22 protein-coding genes are annotated in these 19,308 nt (G+C 71.0%); 10 read left to right on the top strand and 12 right to left on the bottom strand.

Going from position 1 to position 19,308, the window contains the following annotated elements:
• Window positions 1-73 precede the first annotated feature (73 nt).
• The gene (bla, locus tag ACFZAX_RS20345) at window positions 74-1,024 is read left to right on the top strand and encodes a class A beta-lactamase (protein ID WP_390963201.1); all 951 of its coding nucleotides are present in this window, start codon (window positions 74-76) and stop codon (window positions 1,022-1,024) included.
• A gap of 79 nt (window positions 1,025-1,103) precedes the next feature.
• Here bla and ACFZAX_RS20340 read toward each other — a convergent pair whose 3' ends face one another.
• The 3 genes from ACFZAX_RS20340 to ACFZAX_RS20330 all read right to left on the bottom strand — a co-directional run bounded on the left by ACFZAX_RS20340 (window position 1,104) and on the right by ACFZAX_RS20330 (window position 3,231).
• Entirely contained in the window at window positions 1,104-1,310 is a 207-nt protein-coding gene (locus ACFZAX_RS20340; RefSeq protein WP_390963200.1) for a DUF6243 family protein, read from the bottom strand.
• 218 nt (window positions 1,311-1,528) lie between these two features.
• Window positions 1,529-1,732, bottom strand: coding sequence for a hypothetical protein (locus ACFZAX_RS20335; protein WP_390963199.1), 204 nt, complete (start codon window positions 1,730-1,732; stop codon window positions 1,529-1,531).
• Between the two features lie 116 nt (window positions 1,733-1,848).
• Entirely contained in the window at window positions 1,849-3,231 is a 1,383-nt protein-coding gene (locus tag ACFZAX_RS20330) for a glycine--tRNA ligase (RefSeq protein WP_390963198.1), read from the bottom strand.
• Between the two features lie 222 nt (window positions 3,232-3,453).
• On the opposite strand from ACFZAX_RS20330, the gene ACFZAX_RS20325 reads away from it, so the two are divergent.
• Genes ACFZAX_RS20325 through ACFZAX_RS20310 form a run of 4 tightly spaced genes read left to right on the top strand, consistent with a single transcriptional unit; the run spans window position 3,454 to window position 6,696 of the window.
• A complete protein-coding gene (locus ACFZAX_RS20325) occupies window positions 3,454-4,422 on the top strand; it encodes a metal ABC transporter solute-binding protein, Zn/Mn family (RefSeq protein WP_390963197.1) in 969 nt (322 codons plus the stop codon).
• A gap of 38 nt (window positions 4,423-4,460) precedes the next feature.
• Window positions 4,461-5,297: an ATP-binding cassette domain-containing protein gene (locus tag ACFZAX_RS20320; protein WP_390963196.1), complete on the top strand. Its 837-nt coding sequence runs from the start codon at window positions 4,461-4,463 to the stop codon at window positions 5,295-5,297.
• Entirely contained in the window at window positions 5,297-6,190 is an 894-nt protein-coding gene (locus tag ACFZAX_RS20315; RefSeq protein WP_390963194.1) for an iron chelate uptake ABC transporter family permease subunit, read from the top strand. Before ACFZAX_RS20320 ends, ACFZAX_RS20315 begins: the two co-directional genes overlap by 1 nt.
• 26 nt (window positions 6,191-6,216) lie before the next feature.
• Window positions 6,217-6,696, top strand: coding sequence for a transcriptional repressor (locus ACFZAX_RS20310; protein WP_390963193.1), 480 nt, complete (start codon window positions 6,217-6,219; stop codon window positions 6,694-6,696).
• Between the two features lie 65 nt (window positions 6,697-6,761).
• Here the strand turns inward: ACFZAX_RS20310 and ACFZAX_RS20305 are convergent, their stop codons facing one another.
• From ACFZAX_RS20305 to leuA, 4 genes are all read right to left on the bottom strand, one after another.
• Complete coding sequence (locus ACFZAX_RS20305) at window positions 6,762-7,595, bottom strand: isoprenyl transferase (RefSeq protein WP_390963192.1); 834 nt, start codon at window positions 7,593-7,595, stop codon at window positions 6,762-6,764.
• A gap of 48 nt (window positions 7,596-7,643) precedes the next feature.
• On the bottom strand, window positions 7,644-8,390 hold the full coding sequence (gene recO, locus ACFZAX_RS20300) for a DNA repair protein RecO (RefSeq protein ID WP_390963190.1): 747 nt from the start codon (window positions 8,388-8,390) through the stop codon (window positions 7,644-7,646).
• Window positions 8,391-8,534: 144 nt separating this feature from the next.
• Window positions 8,535-9,233, bottom strand: a complete 699-nt coding sequence (locus ACFZAX_RS20295; protein ID WP_390963188.1) for a TerB family tellurite resistance protein — start codon at window positions 9,231-9,233, stop codon at window positions 8,535-8,537.
• A 271-nt stretch (window positions 9,234-9,504) separates the two neighbouring features.
• Window positions 9,505-11,295 (bottom strand): 2-isopropylmalate synthase, encoded by a 1,791-nt coding sequence (gene leuA / locus ACFZAX_RS20290; protein WP_390963186.1) that lies wholly within the window; start codon window positions 11,293-11,295, stop codon window positions 9,505-9,507.
• Window positions 11,296-11,588: 293 nt separating this feature from the next.
• On the opposite strand from leuA, the gene ACFZAX_RS20285 reads away from it, so the two are divergent.
• Together ACFZAX_RS20285 and ACFZAX_RS20280 are read left to right on the top strand one after the other, a co-directional pair.
• A complete protein-coding gene (locus ACFZAX_RS20285; RefSeq protein WP_390963185.1) occupies window positions 11,589-12,671 on the top strand; it encodes a M4 family metallopeptidase in 1,083 nt (360 codons plus the stop codon).
• 19 nt (window positions 12,672-12,690) lie between these two features.
• A complete protein-coding gene (locus tag ACFZAX_RS20280; RefSeq protein ID WP_390963183.1) occupies window positions 12,691-12,957 on the top strand; it encodes a protealysin inhibitor emfourin in 267 nt (88 codons plus the stop codon).
• A gap of 101 nt (window positions 12,958-13,058) precedes the next feature.
• Here ACFZAX_RS20280 and era read toward each other — a convergent pair whose 3' ends face one another.
• Window positions 13,059-14,033: a GTPase Era gene (era, locus tag ACFZAX_RS20275; RefSeq protein WP_390963182.1), complete on the bottom strand. Its 975-nt coding sequence runs from the start codon at window positions 14,031-14,033 to the stop codon at window positions 13,059-13,061.
• Window positions 14,034-14,146: 113 nt separating this feature from the next.
• Here era and ACFZAX_RS20270 point away from each other — a divergent pair, with 113 nt between their 5' ends.
• Window positions 14,147-14,482, top strand: a complete 336-nt coding sequence (locus tag ACFZAX_RS20270) for a YnfA family protein (protein WP_390963181.1) — start codon at window positions 14,147-14,149, stop codon at window positions 14,480-14,482.
• Between the two features lie 75 nt (window positions 14,483-14,557).
• Here ACFZAX_RS20270 and ACFZAX_RS20265 read toward each other — a convergent pair whose 3' ends face one another.
• Together ACFZAX_RS20265 and ACFZAX_RS20260 are read right to left on the bottom strand one after the other, a co-directional pair.
• Window positions 14,558-14,911 carry a cytidine deaminase gene (locus tag ACFZAX_RS20265; protein WP_390963180.1) on the bottom strand — a complete coding sequence of 118 codons (354 nt, stop codon included), beginning with the start codon at window positions 14,909-14,911 and terminating at the stop codon, window positions 14,558-14,560.
• 32 nt (window positions 14,912-14,943) lie between these two features.
• The gene (locus ACFZAX_RS20260) at window positions 14,944-15,837 is read right to left on the bottom strand and encodes a helix-turn-helix domain-containing protein (protein WP_390963179.1); all 894 of its coding nucleotides are present in this window, start codon (window positions 15,835-15,837) and stop codon (window positions 14,944-14,946) included.
• A gap of 170 nt (window positions 15,838-16,007) precedes the next feature.
• Here ACFZAX_RS20260 and ACFZAX_RS20255 point away from each other — a divergent pair, with 170 nt between their 5' ends.
• Together ACFZAX_RS20255 and ACFZAX_RS20250 are read left to right on the top strand one after the other, a co-directional pair.
• Window positions 16,008-17,441 (top strand): MFS transporter, encoded by a 1,434-nt coding sequence (locus ACFZAX_RS20255; RefSeq protein WP_390963178.1) that lies wholly within the window; start codon window positions 16,008-16,010, stop codon window positions 17,439-17,441.
• A 114-nt stretch (window positions 17,442-17,555) separates the two neighbouring features.
• A complete protein-coding gene (locus ACFZAX_RS20250; RefSeq protein WP_390963177.1) occupies window positions 17,556-18,032 on the top strand; it encodes a GNAT family N-acetyltransferase in 477 nt (158 codons plus the stop codon).
• A 52-nt stretch (window positions 18,033-18,084) separates the two neighbouring features.
• Here ACFZAX_RS20250 and ACFZAX_RS20245 read toward each other — a convergent pair whose 3' ends face one another.
• Both ACFZAX_RS20245 and ACFZAX_RS20240 read right to left on the bottom strand, forming a co-directional pair.
• Complete coding sequence (locus ACFZAX_RS20245) at window positions 18,085-18,558, bottom strand: hypothetical protein (protein ID WP_390963176.1); 474 nt, start codon at window positions 18,556-18,558, stop codon at window positions 18,085-18,087.
• Between the two features lie 132 nt (window positions 18,559-18,690).
• Entirely contained in the window at window positions 18,691-18,921 is a 231-nt protein-coding gene (locus tag ACFZAX_RS20240; protein WP_390963175.1) for a hypothetical protein, read from the bottom strand.
• Window positions 18,922-19,308 lie beyond the last annotated feature (387 nt).

The following is a 19,308-nucleotide window of genomic DNA, read 5'->3' as shown; positions in this document are numbered from 1 at the left end:
GCGGGGTTCCGGCAGTGGGTGGTTAGCGTCGGGCGGCATGACCTTACGTACGGATCGACGAGAGGTTCCCACCATGCCGGACCACCCCGCGCCGCACCCGTCCCCCGCCTCGCGCCCGTCCCGCCGGAGCCTGCTGACGCTGGCCGGGGCGGCCGGTGCCGCCACGCTGCTGGCGGCCGGGACCGCGCACGCCACGGGGTCCCCGGAGGCCGGCGCGGCCCGGGGCGGCACCGCGGACCCCGCGCGGGACGCGCTGCGGGCCCTGGAGCGGGAGCACGGCGCCAGGGTCGGCGCGTACGCCCGCAACCTCGCCACCGGGCGCACGGTGGCCCACCGCGCCGACGAGCGCTTCCCGCTCTGCTCGACCTTCAAGACACTCGCGGCGGCGGCCGTCCTGCGCGACCTCGACCGGGACGGCGAGGTGCTGGGCCGGCTGGTCCGCTACACGGATGCGGACCTGGTCGACGCCTCCGACGTCACCCGGGCCCACCTCGCCACCGGGATGACCGTGGCGGAGCTCTGCGACGCGGCGATCTGCGACAGCGACAACACCGCGGGCAACCTGCTGCTGCGGGAGCTGGGCGGCCCGTCGGGGGTCACCCGCTTCTGCCGGTCGCTCGGGGACCGCACGACCCGGCTGGACCGGTGGGAGACGGAGCTGAACTCGGCCGAGCCCTGGCAGTGGCGGGACACCACCACCCCGTACGCCCTCTCCCGTACGTACGCCCGGCTCGTCCTCGGTGACGCGCTCGCACCCGGCGACCGGGAGCGGCTGACCGGCTGGCTGCTGAACTGCCGGACGAGCGCGACCCGCTTCCGGACCGGGCTGCCCGAGGACTGGACCATCGCCGACAAGACCGGCGGCGGCTCCTACGGCACCTGCAACGACGCGGGCGTCGCCTGGACGGCCGGGGGCGAACCGGTGGTGGTGACGGTACTCACCACCAAGCCGCAGCAGACGGCAGCCGGGGACCACCCGCTGGTGGCGAAGACGGCGGCGGTGCTGGCGGCTGCGGTCGGCTGAGCCGGGCCCGACAACGCCCGTGGGGCCCGGACCGCCGGGAAGGCGGTCCGGGCCCCACGGGCTCGTCGGGAAGGCCGGGTCAGCTCCGGCCCTCGGCGGTGTCCGCTTCCGGGGCGGCGGCGGTCCCGGTGGCGCGCTCGCGCATCTTGCGGACCAGCTCCTGCTTCTTGTCCTCCGCCACCTTGCGGTCGGCGTCGCGGACGGTGCCCGCGCCCTGCTGGTCGGCCCGGGACAGCTTCTTGCGCTGTCCACCGACGCCGAGGAGGTTGTTGCGGCTCTTGGCCATGGTGTTCTCCCATGTGGGGTGAGAAGGGGGTCCGTGGAACTCACGGATCGATCCGTGGGGCGGCGGACTCGAATCAGGTACGGGACGTACCGCTCAGCCCTGCCGCGCGCTCACTCGTAGATCTGGAAGAACGACATGCCGGAAACCGTACCCCGCTCCCGGAGCGGCCCGCACCGGAGTTTCCGCCGCGCCCCGCCCCGTACACCCCCGACGGACGCTCAGGCCCCCGGGTCGATCACCGCCTGGTGGGCCTCGGCGAGGTGCTCCTGGGCCTTCAGCCAGGGCAGGAACTGCGCCGCTTTGCGCCAGTCGCAGGTCGCGCAGGTCAGCAGCCGCTGGACCCCCGACTTCCGCACGTGGACGACGTGTTCACGGCCGTGCCGGTCCCAGCGGGTGACCTTGCTCTGGGTCGTGGACGCCACGGCGACCTCCGGGGTAGGGGTGCGCCCAGTGTGCGGCGAAGCCCCCGGACCCGTGCGGGGTCCGGGGGCTTCGGAGTGAAACCGTGATGCGGTGAACCTGGTGCGTGGAGCCGGCGTCAGCAGCCCAGCAGGCGGGCACCCAGGTACGCCTGGATCTGGTCCAGGGAGACGCGCTCCTGCTTCATGGTGTCGCGCTCGCGGACGGTCACCGCGTTGTCGTCCAGGGTGTCGAAGTCGACGGTGACGCAGAACGGCGTACCGATCTCGTCCTGGCGGCGGTAGCGGCGGCCGATGGCGCCGGCGTCGTCGAACTCGATGTTCCAGTTCTTGCGCAGGTCGGCCGCGAGGCCCTTGGCCTTCGGCGACAGCTGCGCGTTGCGGGAGAGCGGCAGCACGGCGACCTTGACCGGCGCGAGGCGCGCGTCGAGGCGGAGCACGGTGCGCTTCTCCATGACGCCCTTGGCGTTGGGCGCCTCGTCCTCGACGTAGGCGTCCAGGAGGAAGGCCAGCATCGCGCGGCCGACACCGGCCGCCGGCTCGATGACGTACGGCGTCCACTTCTCGTTGGCCTCCTGGTCGAAGTAGACCAGGTCGGTGCCGGAGGCCTTGGAGTGCGCCTTCAGGTCGTAGTCGGTGCGGTTGGCGACGCCTTCGAGCTCGCCCCACTCGCTGCCGCCGAACCGGAAGCGGTACTCGATGTCGGCGGTGCGCTTGGAGTAGTGGGAGAGCTTCTCCTTCGGGTGCTCGAACCAGCGCATGTTCTCCGCGCGCATGCCGAGGTCCGTGTACCAGTTCCAGCGCTGGTCCATCCAGTACTGCTGCCACTCCTCGTCCTCGCCCGGCTTGACGAAGAACTCCATCTCCATCTGCTCGAACTCGCGGGTGCGGAAGATGAAGTTGCCCGGAGTGATCTCGTTCCGGAAGGACTTGCCCATCTGCGCGATGCCGAACGGCGGCTTCTTGCGGGAAGTCTGGGCCACCTGGCCGAAGTTGGTGAAGATGCCCTGGGCGGTCTCGGGGCGCAGGTAGGCGACCGAGCCGGAGTCCTGGGTGGGGCCGAGGTGGGTGGAGAGCAGGCCCGAGAACTGCTTGGGCTCGGTGAAGGTGCCCTTGTTGCCGCAGTTGGGGCAGTTGAGGTCGGCGAGGCCGTTGACCGGCGGCTTGCCGTGCTTCGCCTCGTACGCCTCCTCCAGGTGGTCGGCGCGGTAGCGCTTGTGGCAGGAGGTGCACTCGGTCAGCGGGTCGCTGAAGGTGGCGACGTGACCCGACGCGACCCAGACCTCGGGGGCCAGGATCACCGACGAGTCGAGACCGACCACGTCCTCGCGCGAGGTGACCATGTAGCGCCACCACTGACGCTTGAGGTTCTCCTTCATCTCCACGCCCAGCGGGCCGTAGTCCCAGGCGGCCTTCTGACCACCGTAGATCTCACTGCAGGGATAGACGAAGCCACGGCGCTTGCTCAGGCTGACGATGGAGTCGATCTTGTCGGCGGCCACGGTGCTCTCTTCATTACGACGGCGAAATGGGACAGAAGCGGCGCTGAGCGCCTCGCTGGGGGGTGGTGCTCAGGAGACGGGCGAGCGAATGTCCAAGATTACCGGCGGGCGCACCCCCCGGATCAAATCGGGGGCCGGAGTGCGCTCCCGGCCCCCTCCTGCTTCCGGTCGGTTCATCATCCTTGTTGACAATCGTTTCCAGCTTTGTTGAAAATGGGATTCATGAACGTACGCCGCCTCATACCCGCCACCGCCGTCGCCGGCGCGGTCGCCCTCGGCATCACCGCGCTCTCCGCCTGTTCGGGCCCCGACACCGCAGGCGGGTCGGACGGCACGCTGGACGTGGTCGCGTCCTTCTACCCGATGCAGTACCTGGCCGAGGAGATCGGCGGCGCCCACGTCTCGGTCACCACGCTGACCAAGCCGGGCGTCGAACCGCACGACCTGGAGCTCAGCCCCCGCCAGATCGGCTCGCTGACCGACGCCGACTACATCCTGTACCTCAAGGGCATCCAGCCCGCCGTGGACGACGCCATCACGCAGTCCGGCGCGAAGAACACCATGGACGCCGCGACACTGACCACGATGGAGACGCACGGCACCGAGGTGGACGGCCACGACCACGCGTCCGACGCCGGCGGGCACGGAGACTCCGACGAGGAGACGGCCGGCCGCGACCCGCACGTCTGGCTGGACCCGGTGAAGTACGCCGAGGTCGCCCGGGGCGTCGGCACGTCCCTGGAGAAGGCCGACCCGGACAACGCCGCCGACTACCGCGCGAACACCGACGCGCTGGTCAAGAAGCTGGACGCACTGAACAAGGAGTACGAGACGGGGCTGAAGTCCACCGCGACCAGCACCTTCCTCACCACGCACTCCGCCTTCGGCTACCTCGCCGAGCGCTACGGCCTCACCCAGGAGGGCATCGCCGGGGTCGACCCCGAGACGGAGCCGAGCCCGGCCCGCATCAAGAACCTCCAGCACATCGCGGAGCGGGACGGCGCCACCACCGTCTTCTTCGAGACGCTCGCCAGCGACAAGACGGCGAAGACCCTCGCGAAGGACACCGGGCTGCGCACCGACGTCCTGGACCCGCTGGAGGGCATCACGGAGAAGTCCAAGGGCCACGACTACATCAAGGTCATGGAGTCCAACCTCGCCGCCCTCCAGAAGGCCCTGGGCGCCAAGTGAGCGACGCCGCGACCCCCGCAACCGGACCGGAGACCCGCATGGACGAGCCCAGCACCCCCGCCCCGGCCCCCGCCGCCGCCGGCAGCAGGACCGGCGCCGGGGCAGGGAAGCCGGAGACCGAAGCCGTGATCCGGCTCACCGGCGCCACCGCCACCCTCGGCTCCCGCCCCGTCCTGCGCGGGGTCGACCTGGCCGTCCACCGCGGCGAGGTCGTCGCCCTGCTCGGCGCCAACGGCTCCGGCAAGTCCACCGCCGTACGCTCCGTCATCGGCCAGGTCCCCCTCACCGGCGGCACCGTCGAACTCTTCGGCACCCCGCTCCGCCGCTTCCGCCGGTGGGCGCGTGTCGGGTACGTACCGCAGCGCACCACCGCCTCGGCAGGGGTCCCCGCGACCGTCCGCGAGGTCGTCTCCTCCGGACGGCTGTCGCGCACCAAGCTGCGCATCCCGGGGCGCGCCGACCGTGCCGCCGTCGACCGTGCCATCGCCCTCGTCGGCCTCGCGGACCGCGCCGGGGACTCGGTGAGCGCGCTCTCCGGCGGACAGCACCAGCGGGTCCTGATCGCCCGCGCGCTGGCCTCCGAGCCCGAGCTGCTGATCATGGACGAGCCGATGGCCGGGGTCGACCTGGCCAGCCAGGAGATCCTCGCCGCCACCCTGCGCGAGCAGGTCGCCGCCGGCACCACCGTGCTGCTGGTCCTGCACGAGCTGGGTCCGCTGGAACCGCTGATCGACCGCGCGGTCGTGCTGCGCGACGGCTGTGTGACGCACGACGGCCCGCCGCCGCGCTCGGTCGGACAGCACGCGCTCCCCGGCCACGACCACGTCCACCCCCACGCGGCTTCCGAGCCCGTCCGAACGGGACTGCTGACCTGATGGAATTCCTCGAACCCGCCTTCATGCAGCGCGCGCTGATCGCCGCCGTCCTGGTCGGCATCACCGCCCCCGCCATCGGCATCTACCTCGTCCAGCGCCGCCAGGCCCTCATGGGCGACGGCATCGGGCACATCGCGATGACCGGGGTGGGCCTCGGCTTCCTGCTCTCCACCAGCCCCGTCTGGATGGCCACCGCCGTCGCCGTCGCCGGCGCCGTCGTCATGGAGCTGATCCGCTGGTTCGGCCACACCCGCGGCGACATCGCGCTGGCCATGCTGTTCTACGGCGGCATGGCGGGCGGGGTGCTGCTGATCAACATCTCCGACACCGGCTCGACCGCCAACCTCACCTCGTACCTCTTCGGCTCGCTCTCCACCGTCTCCTCCTCGGACGTGTGGGCGATCACGCTGCTCGCCGCGTTCGTGGTGCTGGTGACCGTGGGGCTGCGCCGTCAGCTCTTCGCGGTCAGCCAGGACGAGGAGTTCGCCCGGGTCACCGGGCTGCCGGTGCGGCTGCTGAACCTGCTGATCGCGGTGACGGCCGCCGTGACGGTCACCGTCGCGATGCGGGTCGTCGGCCTGCTGCTGGTCAGCGCGCTGATGGTGGTGCCGGTCGCGGCGGCCCAGCAGGTGTCGAAGTCCTTCCGGCTGACCTTTGTACTCTCCGTGGTGATCGGGACCGCCGTCACCCTGGCCGGCACCGTCACCTCGTACTACCAGGACGTCCCGCCCGGCGCGACGATCGTGCTGCTGGCCATCGCCGCCTTCGTCGCGCTGACCGCGCTGGCCGCGCCGCTGGCCCGCCGCAGGGCCCGCGGCCGCACCGCCGGGACGGATACGTGCACCCTGGGGGTACCGGCCAGTCGCACCGCCGCGGACGACGTGCACGTATGAGGAATTCGCCCGGTCCGGCTGGCACAATGGCCCGACATCTGTACGGGCGACATGAGGAGGCAGCTGTGGCGGCGCCGATCAGTGGCACGAACGCGGCTCCGGTGCGGGGGCGGTCCACCCGCCAGCGGGCGGCGGTCGCGGCGGCGCTCGACGAGGTCGACGAGTTCCGCAGCGCCCAGGAGTTGCACGACGTCCTCAAGCACCGCGGCGACTCGGTCGGGCTGACCACCGTCTACCGCACCCTCCAGTCCCTCGCCGACGCGGGCGAGGTGGACGTGCTGCGCACCACGGAGGGCGAGTCGGTCTACCGCCGCTGCTCCACCGGCGAGCACCACCACCACCTGGTCTGCCGGGTCTGCGGCAAGGCCGTGGAGGTGGAGGGCCCGGCCGTGGAGCAGTGGGCCGAGACGATCGCCTCCCAGCACGGCTACGTCAACGTGGCCCACACCGTGGAGATCTTCGGGACCTGCGCGGAGTGCGCGGACCGCACGGCCGAGAAGCACTGACACACGGCGGCACAGCACGGGAGGGGGGAGAACCGGCCACCGGTTCTCCCCCCTCCCGCTCGCTTTCACGCCCCGGGTGCGGGCTCCGCGGCCGGGGCGGCCTCCTGCGCACCGCCGAAGCGGCGGTCGCGCTGGGCGTACTCCAGGCAGGCGCGCCACAGGTCGCGGCGGTCGAAGTCGGGCCACAGCACGTCCTGGAAGACCATCTCTGCGTACGCGCTCTGCCAGATCAGGTAGTTGGAGGTGCGCTGCTCGCCGCTGGGGCGGACGAAGAGGTCCACGTCCGGCATGTCCGGGTAGTAGATGTACTTCGCGAACGTCTTCTCGTTGACCTTCGACGGGTCGAGCTTCCCGGCGGCCACGTCCTGGGCGATGCGCTGCGCCGCGTCGGCGATCTCGGCCCGGCCGCCGTAGTTGACGCAGAAGTACAGCGTCATCCTGTCGTTGTCCTTGGTCTGCTCCTGGGCGACCTGGAGCTCCTGGACGACGGACTTCCACAGCTTGGGCATCCGGCCGACCCAGCGGATGCGGATGCCGAGCTCGTCCATCTCGTCACGGCGGCGGCGGATGACGTCCCGGTTGAAGTTCATCAGGAACTTCACCTCCTCCGGGGACCGCTTCCAGTTCTCGGTGGAGAACGCGTAGAGCGAGAGGTTCTTCACGCCCATCTCGATGCAGCCCTTGAGGACGTCCATCACGACGCTCTCGCCGACCTTGTGGCCCTCGGTGCGCGGCAGGCCGCGCTCCTTGGCCCAGCGGCCGTTCCCGTCCATCACGACGGCCACGTGCTGGGGCACCAGCTCGGCGGGGATCTTCGGGGGCGTCGCACCGGAGGGGTGCGGCTCGGGGGTCTTGTACGTGCGCCGGTTACGGCCGCCGAGGATCCCGCGTACTGCCATGAGCTTCTCTCGTCTCCCTGTGTCGCTCTTCCACGAACGCTGCGAGGGTCACTGTTCCACGTACCGCAGCGAGCGCAGACCGCGCTCCAGATGCCAGTGCAGATAGGCGGAGACCAGTCCGCTCCCCTCCCTGGCATGCCGCGCCTCGCACGCGTCCGCCGTCGCCCAGTCGCCGCTGAGCAGCGCGCTCAGCAGGGTCAGGGCCTCCGCCGAGGGTACGACGCTGCCGGGCACCCGGCAGTCGGAGCAGACGGCTCCGCCGGCCGCGATGGAGAAGAAACGGTTCGGACCGGGCATTCCGCACCGCGCGCAGTCCTCGAAACTGGGGGCGTAGCCGTTGACGGCGAGGGAGCGCAGCAGGAACGCGTCGAGGATGAGATGGGGCGCGTGCTCGCCCCGGGCCAGGGTGCGCAGCCCGCCGACGAGGAGGAGGTACTGCTGGACGGCCGGTTCGCCCTCGTGGTCGGTGAAGCGTTCGGCGGTCTCCAGCATCGCGGTGCCGGCGGTGTAGCGGGCGTAGTCGGTGACGATCCGGCCGCCGTACGGGGCGATGGTCTCGCTCTGGGTGCAGAGCGGCAGCCCCCGGCCGATCAGCTCGCTGCCGCGCGCGAAGAACTGCACGTCCACGTGGGAGAAGGGTTCGAGGCGGGCACCGAACTTGGACTTGGTGCGGCGCACCCCCCGGGCGACGGCACGCACCCGGCCGTGGCCGCGGGTCAGCAGGGTGATGATCCGGTCGGCCTCGCCCAGTTTCTGCGTACGCAGTACGACGCCGTCGTCCCGGAACAAGCTCATGGACCCATTGTCGCCCACCGGCCCGCGATCGGGCCGGGGGTCCCTGTCAGCGCCCCTGTGCTTCCCCTCACCCCGGCGCGCGCGGGGAGTGCCCAGGAAGCGCTCCAGGGCGGGCGGGGAGCGTACAGAGGCGCTCAGCGGCGCTCAGGAGGGCATGCGGGCCGCCTCCGTGAGCAGGCGGGCGGTGTCCTCGGGACAGATCCGCAGGGCGCGGCCCACGGTCGTCAGCACCTCGCGCTCGGCGGCGCCGTACGGGCCGTCGGCCAGCGCGATGCGGGCGCCCTGGAGCAGCACCGACTCGCGGCCCGCCGGGACCAGGTGGTGGGCGAGCGGGGTGAGCACCTCGTGCAGTTCGATGGCGAGCGCCGCACCGCACGCCCCGGCGGCGCCCACGGCGTCGTCGTGGCCGATGTCCGCGGTCAGCACCTCCACGACGGTGAGGAGCTGGTCCTCCGAGCAGTCGTCGAGCCCGGCCTCGCGGACGGTGTGCGCGGCGGTCTCCAGGGCGGTGCGCGGGGTGCCGCCCGAGGCGAGGACGGCCAGCGCGACCGTATGCACGGCCTCCCGGAGCATGGTGGAGAACCGGGTGGTGGTGGGGTGTTCCAGCGCCTCGGTGCCGGAGTGGGCGCCGCAGTCGGCGCACTCCACGACGGGGCCCGTCCCGCCGCGTCGAAGCAGCGGCACCCCGAGCACGGTGACCCTGCGGCGGCCGGTGAGGCGGCGGTAGTTGCGGTCCCCGCCGCAGTCCTGGCAGAAGAACTCGCCGTCGCCGACGACGTCCCATGCGGTGCGGAGGCCGTAGAGACCTGCTCTCAGGGCGCGTTGTCCTTTGGCTGACCGCACGTCGCACACCTCCGTAACGCTCCGGCAACATTGCCGTGTGTTGCACGTGATGTTAGCCACATGCGTGTGGCGGCGTCATCACCCTCACTGTCACAACACCCGGAAATGGCCGAACCCCGCCCACCCGGAGCGGGCGGACGGGGTTCGGCGAACCGTGCTTCATCGGATCAACCGGACATGCGTACGGGGTGTACCCCCGTACGTCACCGGACCGATGGGAAACCGGCGGGGATGTCGGGCGACGGCGTCAACCGGCCACCGCCCGACTCGCTCAGCGGCCCGCGCGGTTGACGGCGGAGACGACCGCCTTGAGGGAGGCCCGGGTGGTGTTGGCGTCGATGCCGATGCCCCACAGGACCTTGCCGTCGATCGCGCACTCGATGTAGGAGGCGGCCTGCGAGCTGGCCCCCTCGCTCATGGTGTGCTCGGTGTAGTCCAGCAGGCGCGCGTCGATGCCGATGCCCGCCAGCGCCTCGAAGAAGGCGGAGATCGGACCGTTGCCGGTACCGGTCAGCACGGTGTCGGCGCCGTCCACGGTCGCCTCGACGGTCAGGGTGTCCCGGCCGTCCTTGTCGGTGGTGGTCTGGCCCGAACGGATCTGGACGCGTCCCCAACGGGCTTCGGCGTCACCGGTGTTGGGCAGGTACTCGTCCTCGAAGGCGGACCAGATCTGCGCCGGGGTGACCTCGCCGCCCTCGGCGTCGGTCTTGGCCTGGATGATCCGCGAGAACTCGATCTGCATCCGGCGCGGCAGGTCCAGCTTGTGGTCGTTCTTCAGGACGTACGCGATACCGCCCTTGCCGGACTGCGAGTTGACGCGGATCACGGCCTCGTAGCTGCGGCCGACGTCCTTCGGGTCGATCGGCAGGTACGGGACGGCCCACTCGAGATCGTCCACGGTGACACCGTTGCCCCGGGCGGCCGCGTCGGCCTCCATGGCGTCGAAGCCCTTCTTGATGGCGTCCTGGTGGGAGCCGGAGAAGGAGGTGTAGACGAGGTCGCCCGCGTAGGGGTGGCGCGGGTGGACCTCCATCTGGTTGCAGTACTCGCTGGTGCGGCGGATCTCGTCGATCTGCGAGAAGTCGATCTGCGGGTCGACGCCCTGGGAGAAGAGGTTCATGCCCAGGGTGACCAGGTCGACGTTGCCGGTGCGCTCGCCCTGACCGAACAGGCAGCCCTCGACGCGGTCGGCCCCGGCCATCAGCGCCAGCTCGGCGGCGGCGACGGCGGTGCCGCGGTCGTTGTGCGGGTGGACCGACAGGCAGACGAACTCACGGCGGGACAGGTTGCGCGACATCCACTCGAACCGGTCCGCGTGCGTGGACGGCGTCGAACGCTCCACGGTGGCGGGCAGGTTGAGGATGATCTCGCGGCCCTCCTCCGGCTGCCACACGTCGCAGACGGCCTCGCAGACCTCCAGGGCGAAGTCCAGCTCGGTGTCGGTGAAGATCTCGGGGCTGTACTGGTAGCCGAAGATCGTGTCGCCGCCCAGGATCTTCTCGGCGTACTCCATGACCAGCCGGGTGCCGTCCACCGCGATCTGCTTGACCTGCTCCTTCGAACCGCGGAAGACCACGCGGCGGAAGGTGGGGGCGGTGGCGTTGTACAGGTGGACGGTGGCCCGGTGCGCGCCGCGCAGCGACTCGATGGTCCGCTCGATCAGTTCCTCGCGGGACTGGGTCAGGACGGAGATCGTCACGTCCTCGGGGATCGCGCCCTCTTCGATGATGGAGCGTACGAACGCGAAGTCGGTCTCGCCGGAGGCCGGGAAGCCGACCTCGATCTCCTTGTAGCCCATCTTCACGAGCAGGTCGAACATCTCGCGCTTGCGGGCCGGGGACATCGGGTCGATCAGGGCCTGGTTGCCGTCGCGCAGGTCCGTCGAGAGCCAGCGGGGCGCCACCGTGATCCGCTTGTCCGGCCAGGTGCGGTCGGGGATCTCGACCGCCTCGTACCGGCCGTACTTGTGGATCGGCATTCCGGAGGTCTTCTGGAGCTGCGTCGCGTTGGTGATCGGCGTGGGACGGCCGACAGAATTACCGGAAGTGTTCACGGTGGTCATGGCGTAGGGCTCCTCGGGGTCCAGCGGTGGGACGGCCGACTGTGTCGCTGCAGCACCAGACTCCGCGGGGAGGGGGTCGGCCTACGACTACAGGCCCTCGCCGCGGCAGCTAAGGAGAAGCAGCCCGAAACGCATGATGCGACGAGACTAACCGAGAGGTGCGCGGGACGCCGGTCCGTATCAGTATGCGGGACCGTGCACGTATGACGAGTAAACAGTGATCCATCACTCTATTTCGTCAATTGCCGTCGCAACCAGTGACAGAGCGATGACAGAGTGCCACAGTCATTTGCATGATCTCTCGCTCCGACGACGGTTCCGGTATCCACCCCGTCTTCTGCACCATCGTTCCGCCGCACCTCCTCGACCAGCTGGCGCAGTCCGACGACCCCGCGGTCGCCGGACCCGCCCGGCGCACGCTCGACGCGGACGGCACGCGCCGCACCCTGCGCCACGCGGCTTCGCTGGCCGCCACCGCCCCGGCGCCGGCCACCGCGGGCGCCGTGCCCAGCAAGCCGCGCCGCACGCTCTACGACTGCCGCCACCACACCGTGCTGCCCGGACGCAAGGTCCGCGGTGAGGGCGACGAGCCCACCGGCGACGCCAGCGTCAACCGCGCGTACGCCGGTTTCGGCGCCACCTTCGACCTGCTGCTCTCCGCCTACGGCCGCAGCTCGCTCGACGGGAAGGGGATGCGGCTCATCGGCTCGGTCCACTACGACCGGGACTACAACAACGCCTTCTTCGACGGCCAGCAGATGGTCTTCGGCGACGGCGACGGCGAGGTCTTCCTCGACTTCACGCTCTCCATCGACGTGATCGCCCACGAACTGGCGCACGGACTCACCCAGCACACCGCCAATCTCGTCTACGAGGGCCAGTCCGGCGCGCTCAACGAGTCCGTCTCGGACGTCTTCGGTTCCCTGGTCAAGCAGTACTCCCTGGGGCAGAGCGCCGAGCAGGCCGACTGGCTGATCGGCGCGGGGCTGCTCGCCCCCCGGGTCACCGGGGAGGGGCTGCGCTCGATGAAGGCGCCGGGCACCGCGTACGACGACGACGTGCTCGGCAAGGACCCGCAGCCGGCCTCGATGGAGGACTACATCGAGACCGACGACGACAACGGCGGCGTCCACCTCAACTCGGGCATCCCCAACCGCGCCTTCTACCTCGCCGCTTCCGCCCTCGGCGGGAACGCCTGGGAGCGGGCCGGCCAGATCTGGTACGACGTACTGACCGGCGGCGAGCTGACCGCGACGGCTGACTTCGCGGACTTCGCCCGGCTCACCGTGGCGGCGGCCCGGGACCGCTTCGGCGACGGGGACGAGCGCGAGGCCGTGATCAAGGGGTGGTCGGAAGTGGGCGTCCCGACCACGTGAGCGGGTCAGTATGGGTCCCATGCGCATTCAAGTGAGCAGGACCGGCGGGTTCGCCGGCCTCTCCCGCCGGGGAGAGATCGTCACGGCGGAGCAGGAGGACGCCGCCGCCTGGGAGTCCCTGGCCCGTTCCGCGCTCGCGGACGGGGCCGGGTCCTCGCCGGCGGGGGTGCCGGACGGCTTCCGGTACACGATCACCGTCGACGGGCGGTCCGTGCACTGCGCGGACCCGGATCTGACCGACGATCAGCGCACGCTGGTCTCACGTGTCCTCCGCGAGGGGGCGTGAGACCGGCGGCGCGCCGGTGCCGGAGGCCGGGCGGCTGACAGGGCCCCGGGCGGCCCGGTGGGCGGGTCGCCCAGGGGCTCTCGGACCTCGCTCAGGGGCCCTCAGAAACCGAGCTTGCGCAGCTGCTTCGGGTCGCGCTGCCAGTCCTTGGCGACCTTGACGTGCAGATCGAGGAAGACCGGCGTGCCGAGCAGTGCCTCGATCTGCTTGCGGGACTTGGTCCCGACGTCCTTCAGCCGCTGCCCCTTGGGGCCGATGATGATGCCCTTCTGGCTGGGGCGCTCGATGTAGACGTTGGCGTGGATGTCCAGCAGCGGCCTGTCCGCGGGGCGGTTCTCGCGGGGCAGCATCTCCTCGACGACGACCGCGATGGAGTGCGGCAGCTCGTCGCGTACGCCTTCGAGCGCGGCCTCACGGATCAGCTCCGCGACCATGACCTGCTCGGGCTCGTCGGTGAGGTCGCCCTCCGGGTAGAGCGGCGGGCTCACCGGCAGCAGCGGGGCGATCAGGTCGGCGAGCAGCCCGACCTGATCGTCCTTGACCGCCGAGACGGGCACGATCTCGGCCCATTCGAAGCCGAGCTCCTGGCCCAGCTGGGAGACGGCGAGCAGCTGTTCGGCGAGCGCCCGGGAGTCGACCAGGTCCGTCTTGGTGATGACCGCGATCTTCGGGGTCTTCTTGATGGCGGCGAGTTCCTTGATGATGAACTTGTCGCCGGGGCCGAGCTTCTGGTCGGCGGGCAGGCAGAAGCCGATGACGTCGACCTCGGCCCAGGTGGTCCGCACGACGTCGTTCAGCCGCTCGCCGAGCAGGGTGCGCGGCTTGTGGAGTCCCGGGGTGTCGACCAGGATCAGCTGCGCGTCGTCACGGTGCACGATGCCGCGCACGGTGTGCCGGGTCGTCTGGGGGCGGTTGGACGTGATCGCCACCTTCTGCCCGACCAGAGCGTTCGTGAGGGTGGACTTGCCCGCGTTGGGGCGGCCCACGAAGCAGGCGAAACCGGCCCGGTGGGGGGCGGTGTCCGTGGCCTGCCGCGCAGCGGCTTCGGGGTTCGGTCGAGCGCTCATGGCGCCCATTGTCCCCGATCGCGGCGGCCCGGCGCACAACGGTCGCCCGCCCGGCCCGGCGACGCGTACGCCCGGACCCTCGCACCGCCACCCGTGACGGCGCTCGGGATAGCCTTCCCTCCATGCTCGTCGCCCGCTCCGCCGCCCTCTTCGTCGTCGCCGCCCTCTTCGAGATCGGGGGCGCCTGGCTGGTCTGGCAGGGCATCCGCGAGCACCGGGGCTGGGCCTGGATCGGCGCGGGGGTGATCGCCCTCGGGGTGTACGGGGCGGTGGCGACGCTGCAGAGCGACGACAACTTCGGCCGCATCCTCGCCGCTTACGGCGGGGTCTTCGTCGCCGGCTCGATCGCCTGGGGCATGGTCGCGGACGGCTACCGCCCGGACCGCTGGGACATCACCGGTGCGCTGGTGTGCCTCGTCGGCATGGCCCTGATCATGTACGCGCCCCGGGGGCACTGACCCGGTCACGGCCGGCCCGCCCCAGCCGGGGTCCGTGGGTGCCGGGGACGTGCGGGACGTGGGCGAAGTCACGGGTCACCCGGCGGTGACCCGCACCCGCACGGTCCCGTCCGGGCCCGCCAGGAACACCGGGGTGTCCGCCCCGCCGAGGTCGCGCACCGCCGCCCGGTCCGCGTCGGAGGGGGCCTCGGCGTCCGAGACCACCGCGGCGGCTTCGAGCGAGGTGGCACCGCTGGCCACGGCCATCGCCACGGCCGTCTGCAGGGCGGTGAGCCGCAGCGACTCCAGGGCCACCGTGCCCGCCACGTACGTACGTCCCGTCTCGTCCCGTACCGCCGCGCCCTCCGGCACTCCGTTGCGGGCACGGGCGCTGCGCGCCAGCGTGACGATCTTGCGGTCCTCGGCCCCGAGGTCGGTGCTGTCTGTCATGTGCCGAGCATACGAACCGTGTGGCGCGCGCCTCATCCCGGGACCGGGTACATCGCGTCGCGCCGCCCCTCCGGGGACGCCAGCCACTTGAGCCGCTCCTCGGTACCGGTCCCGGGCAGCGGGGTGTGCAGCACGATCGCCAGGTCCGGACGGGCGGGCACCTGCAGCTGGGTGGACTCCACCTGAAGCGTTCCGGCCGTCGGATGCTCCAGCTCCTTGCGCATCTGCCCGCCGGGTGCGATGTCGCGCTGCTCCCAGAGCGCGGCGAACTCGGGGCTGGCCTCCTTCGCCTCGGCGACGACGGCCGGGAAGCCGTCGTCCTCCGGGTTCTCCGAGCAGCCGGCGCGGAACTGGGCGACCACCTGCGGGGCGATCTGCTCCCAGGTCGTGGCGCGGGACCGGTAGACGTCGTCGGTGAAGAAGCTGATCAGACAGTTCTGCACGATGCCGGGGCGCAGCCCGAGGACCAGGGAGGCCGCGTCGTTGTAGAGGACGACGTTCCAGTACCGGTCCATGATGTGGGCCGGGAACGGCATCCAGGCGTCGATGAGCCGCCGCAGCCCGTCGCACATGTCGGCGTCGGCCGGATCGACCTCGGGGGCGGGCGGGTTGAGCCCGGCCAGGGCGTACAGGTGGCGGCGCTCCGCGCTGGTGAGCCGCAGGACGCGCGCCACCGAGTCCAGCACCTGCGGGGAGACGGTGATGTCGCGCCCCTGTTCGAGCCACTGGTACCAGGAGACCCCGACGCCCGCGAGGACGGCGACCTCCTCCCGGCGCAGCCCCGGGGTGCGGCGGCGCGCGCCGCCGTCGGGGAGGCCGGCGAGGGCCGGGGTGACCCGGGCCCGGCGGCTCATCAGGAACTCCCGCAGCTCGGCGAGCCGGTGGGCCTTGGCGTTGTCCGTCGTCGAGCGGGCCGGTGTCGCCACGTCACTCCCCCTGGGTTTGCGCACGGTGCCGACCGGTCGGCACCGACCGGTCGACGCCAACTGATCGGCTCGAACTGATCGGCACCCGCTGTCCGACGCCAACTGGTGTTCTCGCCAACAGGATAAGGAGCGTCTCCCCACCCCCGTCCCGTGCGACCGAAGGTTGGGACATGGCGATCGAATCCCCTCCCGAGGCCACCGGCACTCCCGGTCCCGCTTCTCCCACCGTTGCTCCTGCCGCACCCCGTCCCGCCCGGCTCTCCGGCCGGTCCCGGCTGATCCTCATGGTCCTCTGCGCCGCCCAGTTCATGGTGGCGCTCGACTTCTCCGTACTGAACGTGGCGCTGCCCGCCCTCGGCACGGACTTGGGGCTGAGCACCTCCCAGCTCCAGTGGGCCATCACCGCGTTCGCCCTGCCCTCCGGCGGATTCCTGCTGCTCTTCGGGCGGATCGGCGACCTGTACGGGCGGCGCCGGCTCTTCCTCGCCGGTCTGGTCGTGTTCGGCGCGGCCTCGCTGCTGGCCACGCTCGCCTGGAACCCGGCTGCCTTCCTCGCCGGACGCGCCCTGCAGGGCCTCGGCGCCGCCGCGATCGTGCCCACCGGGATGTCTCTGCTGACCACCACGTTCCGGGAGGGCCCGGAGCGCGACCGGGCGCTGGGCATCAGCGGCACGCTGCTCTCCCTCGGCTTCACCGTGGGCATGGTGGCCGGCGGCGTCCTCACCGACACGCTGGGCTGGCGCTCCACCATGGGCCTGCTGGCGCTCGCCTCGGCGGGCGTCCTGACCCTGGCCCCGAAGGCGCTGACGGAGTCCCGTACCCCGCACCGGCCCAAGCTGGACGTGCCCGGCGCGGTCAGCGTCACCGGCGGGCTCCTCGCTCTGATCTACGCCCTGTCCACCGCCGCCCAGGACGGCTTCGGGCACACCGACGTCCTGCTCACCCTGGTGCTCGGAGTGGCGCTGCTGGTGACGTTCGCGGTGGTGGAGTCGCGGGCCGCCGAACCGCTGGTCTCGCTGCCGATGCTGCGCCGCCGGACCGTGGCGTTCGGCAACCTCGGCGGGCTGCTGACCTTCGCCCTGATGTCCACCGTGGTCTTCGTGCTGACGCTCTACCTCCAGGACGTCCTGGGCCTGTCGGCCTTCGCCACCGGCCTCGTCTTCGGGGTGCAGGGCCTGCTGTCGGCGGTGGCCGGCACGTACGCCCCCCGGGTCATCGGCCGCTTCGGCGCCCGCCGCACCCTGGTCGGCTCGCTGCTCGGCCAGGGCGCCTTCGTCGCCCTGCTGCTGGCCCTGGGCGAGCACGGCGGCGTGCTGGTCGCCACGGCCGGCGTCTCGCTGGCGAGCATGTGCCACCTGGGCGCGATCGTGAGCTACGGCCTCGCGGTGACCTCCGGCGTCCCGGACGCCGAACAGGGCCTGGCGACCGGCCTGGTCACCACGACCCAGCAGGTCGGCCTGACCCTCGGCATCCCGCTGCTGGGCGTGCTGGCCACGACGCAGGACGAGCTGTTCACGGGGGTCCGCACGGTCATGGCGCTGGACGCGGCGCTGCTCCTGGTGGGCGCGGTGGTCGTGGCGGCGGGACTGCGGCGGCGCGGCTGAGCCGGGGTGGGCGGCGGGTGTCGCGGGCCCACCCACCGCGGCTGAACGGCCCCTGACCAGGTCGACGGTCAGGGGCCGTCGGGGTGTCGGTGCCACCTGGCAGACTCCGCCGGTATGAGTGATCAGGTGCGTCTGCGAGACGTCGAACCGGCCGATCTGGAGGAGTTCCTCGCCCAGGAGCACGATCCCGAGGCCGTGCGGCGGTCGAAGTTCCCGCCCCGGGAACGGGAGGCCTTCATGACCCACTGGAGGACGAAGGTTCTCGGGGACCCCGCCAACTTCGTACAGGCCATCACGGTCGACGGCGAACTGGCGGGCAACGCGGTGGCCTGGTGGCACGAGGAGCAGCGCTTCATCGGGTACTGGCTCGGCAGGGCGTACTGGGGCCGGGGCATCGGCACCCGGGCGCTGGCCCTATTCCTGGAGCGGGAACCCGCCCGCCCCCTGTACGCCGATCCCTACATCGGTAACACCGGCTCCGTGCGCCTCCTGGAGAAGCACGGCTTCCGGCGTTCCGGGACGGTCCGGTACGGCGAGAACGAGCACATCATGCTGGTGCTGGACGGGAGCCCCGAGCAGGCCGAGTCCTAGCTTCGGGGCCGGCTTCGGCAGGCCAGTCGGCACCCCACACGTGATCGGGCAACTATCGGGTCGCCCCAGCGGGCCAGATCACGGTGACCGGTACGCCCACCTCGTGTGCGTACTTGACTACGTCAGCGGTTCCTCCGAACCCGCGAGCGGGGAGCCCGTCCCAGACCGCAAGCAGATGATCGGACAGTCCCACCAGAATCTCGCTGCCCGCCTGGTGCGCCTCGGACGTCGACTCAGTGAGACCGGTCCGGTGGACTTCGACCGCTCTCCCCAGGAGTCGGTCGTATCCGGCATGGAACTCCGAGGGCAGACCTTCGCAGTACTCCGTAGCGGGAAGGACGACTTCGAGTCGGCCTCCGGCGTCGAGCGCGAGTTCGGCCCACCAGTTGTCCGGCCCGTCGGCGATGCAACTGATCGCCACCAGGTCGGCGCTGTTCACACCTTCGAGCCGCGCCCGCAACTCCTGCTTGACCTGCGCTGCAACGTCGTCAGGGAGCCTACGATGGCCGGTGATCCCTATCCGCACTGGTGCTCCTTCTACAGGTGGGCGGTGTGGAGTTGAGCGTCGAAGTCACGCACGCCGCACGACGCTCGATGGTCGGGAATCGACGTGCATCGTACGCATGCGGCGGGCCTTCTCCACGATGGTCCTTGAACATCAACTGCCGTGCGCCACTTCCTCCAGCGCCTCCTTCCAGGTGTGCCGCTCGGGGTGGCCGGCGAACAGGCAACAGGCGTCGCCATCGGCCCCCGGAGCAACTGCAGGGCAGTCCGGCAGCACGACCAGGTCAACGACGGTCATCTCCGCCCAGCGGAGCCACAGCGCGGTTCCGTACTCACTGAGGTCGCAGGCGAAGCCGTAGTGCATCTCGTCTTCGTGTACGGACAACTGGCACTGAACAACGCAGTCCACACACGTGTCGACCGACCTCTCCCGCGCGTCCCGCACCAGGTCCAAGGGCACCCGGCGCCACTTCGGACACCGCATCACGACACCCTTCGCAGAGCGTCGGTGGAGTTCCGCACCGCACAGCGGGGACACATGCACGGTGGATACCAGCCCAGGTCGTCCGGGATCACCGTGTCCTCCCCCACTCGTACTTCGATGGGAGGCCCCCAAGTTCGGCCGGAGTCGCGCGAAACCCGCAGCGTCATCCGTACGTCGTCCTGTCCGTTCATCATGGGCAGGAGCATCGCGATCCTCAGGCGGCGCCGGAAAGGCCAAGCGGATTACCCAACGTGGATAGCATTACCCTCGGTTGACCATGTGATGCGA

This window comes from Streptomyces sp. NPDC008125 (genome assembly GCF_042957125.1).
Lineage (GTDB): Bacteria > Actinomycetota > Actinomycetes > Streptomycetales > Streptomycetaceae > Streptomyces.
Note: the sequence above shows the minus strand (reverse complement) of the source record. Positions and strands in the feature narration are given on the sequence as shown.

What these genes read in the sequence shown, in the direction of transcription:
- ACFZAX_RS20285 (WP_390963185.1), top strand. Translation starts at nt 11,589, where the DNA reads ATGATCTCTCGCTCCGACGACGGTTCCGGTATCCACCCCGTCTTCTGC.
- ACFZAX_RS20270 (WP_390963181.1), top strand. Translation starts at nt 14,147, where the DNA reads ATGCTCGTCGCCCGCTCCGCCGCCCTCTTCGTCGTCGCCGCCCTCTTC.
- era (WP_390963182.1), bottom strand. Translation starts at nt 14,033, where the DNA reads ATGGGCGCCATGAGCGCTCGACCGAACCCCGAAGCCGCTGCGCGGCAG.
- ACFZAX_RS20255 (WP_390963178.1), top strand. Translation starts at nt 16,008, where the DNA reads ATGGCGATCGAATCCCCTCCCGAGGCCACCGGCACTCCCGGTCCCGCT.
- ACFZAX_RS20325 (WP_390963197.1), top strand. Translation starts at nt 3,454, where the DNA reads ATGAACGTACGCCGCCTCATACCCGCCACCGCCGTCGCCGGCGCGGTC.
- ACFZAX_RS20310 (WP_390963193.1), top strand. Translation starts at nt 6,217, where the DNA reads ATGGCCCGACATCTGTACGGGCGACATGAGGAGGCAGCTGTGGCGGCG.
- ACFZAX_RS20265 (WP_390963180.1), bottom strand. Translation starts at nt 14,911, where the DNA reads ATGACAGACAGCACCGACCTCGGGGCCGAGGACCGCAAGATCGTCACG.
- ACFZAX_RS20315 (WP_390963194.1), top strand. Translation starts at nt 5,297, where the DNA reads ATGGAATTCCTCGAACCCGCCTTCATGCAGCGCGCGCTGATCGCCGCC.
- ACFZAX_RS20340 (WP_390963200.1), bottom strand. Translation starts at nt 1,310, where the DNA reads ATGGCCAAGAGCCGCAACAACCTCCTCGGCGTCGGTGGACAGCGCAAG.
- recO (WP_390963190.1), bottom strand. Translation starts at nt 8,390, where the DNA reads ATGAGCTTGTTCCGGGACGACGGCGTCGTACTGCGTACGCAGAAACTG.
- bla (WP_390963201.1), top strand. Translation starts at nt 74, where the DNA reads ATGCCGGACCACCCCGCGCCGCACCCGTCCCCCGCCTCGCGCCCGTCC.
- ACFZAX_RS20320 (WP_390963196.1), top strand. Translation starts at nt 4,461, where the DNA reads ATGGACGAGCCCAGCACCCCCGCCCCGGCCCCCGCCGCCGCCGGCAGC.
- leuA (WP_390963186.1), bottom strand. Translation starts at nt 11,295, where the DNA reads ATGACCACCGTGAACACTTCCGGTAATTCTGTCGGCCGTCCCACGCCG.
- ACFZAX_RS20280 (WP_390963183.1), top strand. Translation starts at nt 12,691, where the DNA reads ATGCGCATTCAAGTGAGCAGGACCGGCGGGTTCGCCGGCCTCTCCCGC.
- ACFZAX_RS20250 (WP_390963177.1), top strand. Translation starts at nt 17,556, where the DNA reads ATGAGTGATCAGGTGCGTCTGCGAGACGTCGAACCGGCCGATCTGGAG.
- ACFZAX_RS20305 (WP_390963192.1), bottom strand. Translation starts at nt 7,595, where the DNA reads ATGGCAGTACGCGGGATCCTCGGCGGCCGTAACCGGCGCACGTACAAG.